The sequence below is a fragment of the Intrasporangium sp. genome (assembly GCF_032907665.1).
Classification (GTDB): domain Bacteria; phylum Actinomycetota; class Actinomycetes; order Actinomycetales; family Dermatophilaceae; genus Intrasporangium.
On sequence record NZ_JAJJPG010000046.1, the window covers coordinates 1 to 5,852 of the forward strand.

Genomic DNA, 5,852 nt, shown 5'->3' on the forward strand with positions numbered 1-5,852 from the left:
CTGCATGTACTACGCCGGCCTGCGCCCCTCCGAGGTGCGACACCTAAGCGAAGCCGACCTCGACCTCCCATCCGACAACAGCTCGTGGGGCTCGCTGCACCTCACCGGCTCCACCCAGACCACCGGCGGCCAGTGGACGGACAGCGGGGCGGCGACGGAGGATCGCGAGCTCAAACACCGCGCTCGCCGGGCCACGAGGACCGCGCCGGCGCCGCCGGAACTCGTCGCGATCCTGAAGCGTCACCTCGCGAGGTACCCATCCGGCGTCGGCGGCCGCCTCTTCGTCACTCGCGCGGGCAGAGCTGGCATCCCCGTCGCGCCACCCTTCGCCAGCCCACAGTCGATGGGGATCGTCTACCGCATCTGGGACCTCGCGAGGCGGCGGGCGCTCACCGACCGCGAGTACTCCTCGCTCCTGGCCAAGCGGCCCTACGACCTGCGCCACGCTGCCGTCTCGCTGTGGCTCAACGCGGGCGTCCCGGCCACTCAGGTCGCCGAGTGGGCCGGCCACAGTGTCAACGTGCTGCTCCGTGTCTACGCGTCGTGCATCGTCGGCCAGGACGAAGCGTCTCGCGACCGTGTCGAGGCCGCCCTCCGCGCCTCTCGCCAAGGGAGCCCGACGTGAGCGCCCAGACCCCCGAGGCCAAAACTTCTGCACGTATTCTGCACAGCTACCCGCAAACGGCCGCTTGGAGCCACTTTCAGCCGGACAGCGCCAGACAACGGCAGAAGGGCCCCAGGCCCGCGTTTCCGCAGGTCAGGGGCCCTTCTGAGCACGTGGTGGCAGGTGAAGGATTCGAACCTTCGTAGCTTTCGCGACGGATTTACAGTCCGCTTCCATTGGCCGCTCGGACAACCTGCCGTGGTGCGTCTGGAAGGATAGCAAGAGATCGGGCGGGCATCGAAATCAGCACACCCTCCCCGGCGCGAGACCTCTCACGCCCCACCAGCACCAGACGCACCAGACAGCCGGACACCCAGCGAAGCCACTCACGGAAGGAGCCACGATGGCCGACTCCTCGTTCGACATCGTCAGCAAGTACGACAAGCAGGAGATCGCCAACGCGGTCAACTCTGCCGCGAAGGAGATCGCGACGCGCTACGACTTCAAGAACGTCGGCGCCTCCGTGGAGCTCGCCGGTGAGGTCATCAAGATGAAGGCCAACACCGAGGATCGGTGCAAGGCCGTGCTCGACGTCGTCCAGACGCACCTCGTCAAGCGCAAGGTCAGCCTCAAGCACCTCGACGTCCCGGAGGCCGGCCCGCGCCTCTCCGGCAAGGAGTACCACCTCGACTGCCCCCTCAAGGAGGGCATCTCGCAGGAGAACGCGAAGAAGATCAACAAGATGATCCGCGACGAGGGCCCGAGGGGCGTCAAGTCCCAGATCCAGGGCGACGAGCTGCGCGTGACGAGCAAGTCGCGCGACGACCTCCAGGCCGTCCAGCGGATGCTCAAGGAGGCGGACCTCGACGTCGCGCTGACCTTCACGAACTACCGCTGAGCCCTTCGGGGCCCAACCCCGTGCAGGACGTATGCCGCTGAGCTGACTGAGCCCAGCGGCATACGTCATCGTGTGGTCGGGTCGTCAGAGCCGGTGCCGGGACAGGCCAGTGGCCCACTCCCGTGCCGCTCAGGACTCACCCCGCCGGAGCAGCCGCCCACGTGGCGGGGCGTCGATGTCGAGCGGTTCGCCCCGCAGCCAGGTCTGGCGCACGACGCCGAGCAGTCGCCTGCCGTCGTAGGGCGTGATCGGGTTGCGGTGGTGCAGCTGCGCCGCGTCGACGACGAGACCGTCCTCCGGTGCGAAGACGCAGAAGTCAGCGTCCGCGCCGACCGCGATGCGGCCCTTGTGCGACAGTCCCACGAGGTCGGCGGGCTTCTCGGCCATCCAGCGCGTCACGTCGGCGAGGCTGAACCCACGCTGGCGGGCGCCCGTCCAGACGACCGACAGGCCGAGCTGGAGCGAGCTGATCCCGCCCCACGCCCGGCCGAAGTCGCCGGTGTCCAGGGCCTTGAGCTGCGGCGTCGACGGCGAGTGGTCGGACACGACGATGTCGAGGGCGCCGTCGGCGAGCCCGTCCCAGAGCTGCTCCAGGTTGTCAGCCTCCCGGATGGGTGGGCAGCACTTGAACTGCGTCGCGCCGTCGGGCACCTCCTCGCCGGCGAAGTACAGGTAGTGCGGACAGGTCTCCGCGGTGAGGCGGACCCCGTCGTCCTTGGCGGCGGCGATGAGCGGGAGCGCCTCGGCGGACGAGACGTGCAGGACGTGGACCCGGCAGCCCGTGTGCCTGGCGAGGTCGATGACGTGGGCGACGGCGACGTTCTCCGCCTCCCGCGGGCGGGACGCGAGGAAGTCGCCGTAGCGTCGTCCCTGCACTACCCCTACCGCCGCCCGCTCTATCGTCTCCGCGTCCTCGGCGTGGACGATGAGCAGCCCGTCGAGGGAGGCGATCTCCCGCATCACGTGGACGAGCTCGGCCAGGTCGAGGGGCGGGAACTCGTCCACCCCGGAGGGCAACAGGAAGCACTTGAACCCGAACACGCCCTCCTCGTGGAGCGGCCGCAGCTCGGAGAGGTTGCCCGGCACGGCGCCACCCCAGAAGCCGACGTCGACCCAGACCTGGTCCTCTGCCGTCCTGCGCTTCACGTCCAGCGCTGCGAGGTCGACCGTGGGCGGAACGCTGTTGAGCGGCATGTCGACGATGGTCGTGACGCCGCCGGCCGCAGCCGCTCGGGTGGCGGAGGCAAACCCCTCCCACTCGGTGCGCCCTGGGTCGTTGACGTGCACATGGGTGTCGACGAGCCCTGGCAGCAACACCTCGTCATCGGCGAGATCCACGACGACCGAGCCTTCGAGCGCGGCACCCAGTGGCTCGACGGCCACGATGCGTCCTGAGGCCACGCCGATCGACCGCGCGGCCTCGCCGGTGGGCGTGACGACGCGGTCGGCCCGGATCACGAGGTCAAGTGGGGCGACCATTCAGGCACCCCGGTCCCGCGTCGTGAGGAAGATGGAGCCATGGACTCGAGCCCCCGCTACCACGCACCGCGCGGCGGCCTTCCCGCCCAGACGGACCTGACGACCGATCGCGCCGTGTTCACGGAGGCCTACGCCGTCATCCCCGCCCGCACCCTGTCGGACATCACGGCGAGCCTGCTCCCCCACTGGGAGCACACCCGCCTGTGGATCCTCGCGCGGCCGCTGTCGGGGTTCGCCGAGACGTTCTCGCAGTACGTCGTCGAGGTCTCCCCCGGCGGCGGCAGCGACCGCCCCGAGCCGGATCCCGAGGCCGAGGCGGTCCTCTTCGTCGTCGACGGGCAGGCCACGCTGACCATCGGTGGGACGGCACACCTGCTCGCCGAGGGCAGCTATGCCTATCTGCCACCGGGCTCGCCCTGGTCCCTGCGCAACCACGGTGACGGGGCTGCCCGCTTCCACTGGATCCGCAAGCGCTACGAACGGGTCGACGGCCTCGACGTCCCGGAGTCGCTGGTGCGGCGCGAGCAGGACATCGAGCCCGATCCGATGCCGGGCACCGACGGGGTCTGGGCCACGACGCGATTCGTGGACCCGGCGGACGTCCGTCACGACATGCACGTCACCATCGTCACCTTCCAGCCCGGTGGCGTCATCCCCTTCCCCGAGACGCACGTCATGGAGCACGGCCTCTACGTCCTCGAGGGCAAGGCGCTCTACCTGCTCAACCAGGACTGGGTCGAGGTCCAGGCCGGCGACTTCATGTGGCTGCGTGCCTTCTGCCCCCAGGCCTGTTACGCCGCCGGCCCGGGCAAATTCCGGTACCTGCTCTACAAGGACGTCAACCGCCACCCGTCGCTGCGGACCATTCCCTGAGTCGTATGCCGCTGCGCTCGCTCCCGCACGCACGCTGCCTCCCAGCCCTCCCGGCCGTTTCAGTCCTTCGGTCGTTCCGGTTGTTTCGGTCAGACGAAGCCGGGGACCGCGTGCCAGGCCGAGCCCGGATCGGTCGCGTCGTCGCGCAGGACCGTCGCCTCGATCAGGCCGTACGGCCGGTCGGCGGCATGGAAGACCTCCCCCGGGTTGTCGACCCCGAACGGCGAGAGGTCGACGAGGAAGTGATGCTTGTTCGGCGCCGAGAACCTGATCTCGTCGATCACGCGGAACTCCTCCAGCACTGACTCGCCCATGCCGTAGAGCGTCTGCTGCAGTGCGTAGGAGTGGATCTGGGCGAACTGCTTCAGCAGCAGGGCCTTGACGGCGGCAAAGGTCCCGTTCCAGTCGAGATCGGTTGTGTTGTAGCGCCAGCGGGCGACGAGGGACGTCGCGAGGACCCGATCCGTCGTCTCCTCGAGCGTCGTGTACGTGTCCTTGAGGAAGCCGTGGAACTCCGAGCCGGTCGACTTGAGGACGACGAGGTCGCAGACCCCCGAGACGACGTGCGCCGTGCGGTCCGCGCCCCGACCGTCGACGTTGACGATCGCGGTGCGGGTGCCACCGCCGGTCTGCACGAACGCATGGTCGTGCCCCTGCCCGTCGACGTCGATCCGGCTCCAGGTCGCCTCCTCGATCTCGATCCGTGCCCCATCGGCGCGCGAGGACGTGGCGAGGAAGTGGTCCGCGAGGGCAAGGCCGAACTCCTCGGGGGAGTCGACGCCCTTCTCCTTGGCGAACGAGAACACGGCGTTCTTCTGCGAGTCCGTCGGCAGCACGTCGCCCTGGTCCCCATCGACGTGCGCGCGACTGAAGTCGCCCCGCAGCGACGTGCCGACCGTGAGGTCCCGGATCTCGTGGCGCGGGGTGTCGCGCTGGACGCGCACGACGTGGATCCCCGCCTTGCCGTACTGGTTCGGTCCCAGCCTGATGGCCACGCGAAATCAGCTCCCCCGGTAGGTCGAGTAGGCGAACGGGCTGAGCAGCACCGGCACGTGGTGGTGCTGCTCGGGGTCGGTCAGTGCGAAGGCGACGGTGATCTCGGGAAAGAAGCCGATCTGCCCGGTCGCCGTGAAGTACGCGGCGGTGTCGAAGACGAGCCGATACGTGCCCGCCGCCACCCGGTCGGGCCCGAGGTCGCCGATCCGACCGTCCGCGTCAGTCACTGCCGACGCGACCAGGTGCGCGACCCCCCGGGGGCCGGTGTCGGACGCCGCCCGCATGAGCTCGAGCCGGACCGGCACCCCCTCCGCCGGTCGTCCGAGTGCGGTGTCGAGGACGTGCGTGGTGACGGCGCTCAAGACTGCGGTCCTTCCTCGATGAGCTTGCGGAGCCGGAGCAGCGCGATCTTGCGCAGCTCGTCGGCGACGACGGCGTCCTCCGTGGCATCGTCATGTCCCAGCCGCTCGCGGAGCGACGCGAGGATCTCGTCGCCGGTCAGGCCCGTGGCGCAGATGAGGAAGACGCGGCCGAAGCGCTCCTCGTAGGCACGGTTGCCTTCGAGCAGTTCCCGCTGGGTGCGCTCGTCGCGCGACACCGTCGACTGCTCCTGCCGGGACCAGCCCGCCGTGGCGCTCGGCCCCTGCGCGCGCTCGCCGATCCGCGGGTGGGCGGCGAGGGCGCGGTCGACCTCTGCCGGGGTGAAGCCTCGTGCTGCCGAGTCGGCCGCCGCCACGAGGTCGTCGAGGTCGGCACAGGGACGAGCTGCCAGGACCGCGTCAGCCCAGGCCGGCACATCACAGCACGCCAGCAGGGACGGGCGCATGGCAGCTGCCTCCGCGTCGTTGAAGTGCTGGAGCCCGGTCACGAGTCAACCTCGAGCGACATGAGCCGAACCTACGCGTGCCACCGACGTCCGTCGAGCACCTCACACCCCGCGACCACCCCCACACCCCTCCACCACGTCGAGTGGCCCCATCGTGCACAACCCGCCTGTGGACT

General features: G+C 69.7%; 7 protein-coding genes and 1 tRNA gene. 3 read left to right on the forward strand and 5 right to left on the reverse strand.

Translation table 11 applies throughout. From position 1 onward, the window contains the following. Window positions 1-625 (forward strand): hypothetical protein (locus LOY02_RS08970; RefSeq protein WP_317182008.1); only part of this gene is annotated, 625 nt, incomplete at its 5' end. 153 nt (window positions 626-778) lie between these two features. Here LOY02_RS08970 and LOY02_RS08975 read toward each other — a convergent pair. After that, window positions 779-862: transfer RNA gene (locus tag LOY02_RS08975), tRNA-Tyr, on the reverse strand. Between the two features lie 145 nt (window positions 863-1,007). Between LOY02_RS08975 and LOY02_RS08980 the strand changes: the two genes are divergently transcribed. Further along, window positions 1,008-1,502: a YajQ family cyclic di-GMP-binding protein gene (locus LOY02_RS08980; protein ID WP_317182009.1), complete on the forward strand. Its 495-nt coding sequence runs from the start codon at window positions 1,008-1,010 to the stop codon at window positions 1,500-1,502. 129 nt (window positions 1,503-1,631) lie between these two features. On the opposite strand, the gene allB is transcribed toward LOY02_RS08980, so the two are convergent. Beyond that, window positions 1,632-2,981, reverse strand: a complete 1,350-nt coding sequence (gene allB, locus LOY02_RS08985; RefSeq protein ID WP_317182010.1) for an allantoinase AllB — start codon at window positions 2,979-2,981, stop codon at window positions 1,632-1,634. A gap of 39 nt (window positions 2,982-3,020) precedes the next feature. Here allB and LOY02_RS08990 point away from each other — a divergent pair, with 39 nt between their 5' ends. After that, window positions 3,021-3,854, forward strand: a complete 834-nt coding sequence (locus LOY02_RS08990) for a bifunctional allantoicase/(S)-ureidoglycine aminohydrolase (protein WP_317182011.1) — start codon at window positions 3,021-3,023, stop codon at window positions 3,852-3,854. An 89-nt stretch (window positions 3,855-3,943) separates the two neighbouring features. Here the strand turns inward: LOY02_RS08990 and pucL are convergent, their stop codons facing one another. Genes pucL through uraD form a run of 3 tightly spaced genes read right to left on the reverse strand, consistent with a single transcriptional unit; the run spans window position 3,944 to window position 5,718 of the window. After that, entirely contained in the window at window positions 3,944-4,849 is a 906-nt protein-coding gene (gene pucL / locus LOY02_RS08995; RefSeq protein ID WP_317182012.1) for a factor-independent urate hydroxylase, read from the reverse strand. 6 nt (window positions 4,850-4,855) lie between these two features. Next, window positions 4,856-5,212, reverse strand: coding sequence for a hydroxyisourate hydrolase (gene uraH / locus LOY02_RS09000; RefSeq protein ID WP_317182013.1), 357 nt, complete (start codon window positions 5,210-5,212; stop codon window positions 4,856-4,858). Then, entirely contained in the window at window positions 5,209-5,718 is a 510-nt protein-coding gene (gene uraD / locus LOY02_RS09005) for a 2-oxo-4-hydroxy-4-carboxy-5-ureidoimidazoline decarboxylase (protein ID WP_317182014.1), read from the reverse strand. The genes uraH and uraD overlap by 4 nt, the downstream gene beginning before the upstream one ends. Window positions 5,719-5,852 lie beyond the last annotated feature (134 nt).